Source organism: Mesorhizobium sp. M7D.F.Ca.US.004.03.1.1 (genome assembly GCF_003998635.1).
Lineage (GTDB): Bacteria > Pseudomonadota > Alphaproteobacteria > Rhizobiales > Rhizobiaceae > Mesorhizobium > Mesorhizobium loti.
In genome coordinates, this window is record NZ_RZQG01001230.1 from 1 (window position 1) to 1,434 (window position 1,434).

At 57.5% G+C, this 1,434-nt stretch carries 1 protein-coding gene and 1 pseudogene; both read left to right on the forward strand.

Translation table 11 applies throughout. The features are described from left to right. Nucleotides 1-323 (forward strand): sodium-independent anion transporter (locus EN935_RS35860; RefSeq protein WP_164771678.1); only part of this gene is annotated, 323 nt, incomplete at its 5' end. Nucleotides 324-674: 351 nt separating this feature from the next. Then, nucleotides 675-1,434, forward strand: a pseudogene (locus EN935_RS35865) (sensor histidine kinase); the annotation flags it as partial.

Below are 1,434 nucleotides of genomic sequence, written 5' to 3' on the forward strand. Positions count from 1 at the left end.
CCGTCGTCTACCGCATTTCGGGCGCCTTCTTCTTCGGCGCTGCGTCGACCGTCGGCACCGTGCTCGACCGCATTGCCGACCAGCGCAAGAACTTCATCCTCGACTGTTCGGCCGTACCGTTCTTCGATTCGACGGCGGCCAATGTCATCGAGGGCGCCGCCCACAAGGCGAAGCGCGCCGGTGTCCGCTTCATCATATCGGGTGCCGCGCCCCAGATACGGCGCATGCTGATCAATCATGGCGTCAAGCGTCCGCTGGTGACCTATGCCGCCTCGATCCGCGACGCACGGGCGCAGTTGAAAGGGAAGCTGGAGACGGAGTAGGGCGCGGCTTGAACGACCGCTTTGCGCCTCTTATCAGCCGTAGATATCAGCTTTACCGCTGCCTGAAAGCAGACATTGCCGCCCACCACGCTGAAGGTCGCGATTGCGAGAACAATAGTAGTGACCGCAAAGCGACTCGTGCTGATTGAATAGCGGACTACCACATATTGGTATGGTGCAACGACTCCGTGGGTGCCTTATTCTTCCTTGTCCAGTTCCTGCATCGGCGTGTTCGTTCCGTTCGCGCCGGAGGTGATGCAATAGCTTGCGCAGTGATGCCAAACTCGCTTGCACGCTTATTGACGGTCGCCCCCCCGGCCGCGATGCACGGTACTTCGACAAGGAGTTTGCATGGCAAGCCTCGATTTTGGCTTTGTTACTCAGACGAAGCGCGCCGGCTTGGCCGTTCGTCCAATGAGGATTGGGAGATCGGCCAGAAACTTCCTGCTGGCATCAGATCCCGAAGCGTTGATCAACATCGGCCGCTTGGTCACCGCGCTATTCGCTGTCCTGGCGATCTATCTTGATCCCACCGACCCAGCGTCGTTTTTGTTTGAATCGCAGGTGGTTCTTGGCCTCTACATGGTCCTTTCCCTGCTTTTGGTGGTATTTCCGTTTCGGAAGTCTCTTGGCAGCCCAGTCCACCTCCTCGTTCACCTCATCGATGCCGTAATACTTGGCTGTCTCGCTTTTTTGACGGACGAACTCACAAGTCCGTTCTTTTCCTTCCTGCCTTTTATCTTACTTGCCATGACCCTGCGCTGGGGACTGAGGGGAGCTTTCTTGGGCGCTGTCGTTCTGCAGGTCGTTCTGGTCATTATCGGTGTGCCCGATCTGGAGAACGGCGGTCCGTCCGAACTTAATGTATTTATCATGCGTGCGACTTATTTCATGGTTGCGGCCGTTATGCTCGGCTATTTCGGCGCTTATCGTGAGCACCACCGCCAGCGTCTGACGCAGCTTGCCCATTGGCCGTTCGATGCAATTACTGGCGATCGACTGTCATGGCTCTACGGCCTTTTCAATCACGCGGCCGACGTAATGGGTGACCCTCGCCTGGTGGTCGTTTGGCGGGATCAGGAGGAGGATATCGGCAGCGTCGCCTATTGGC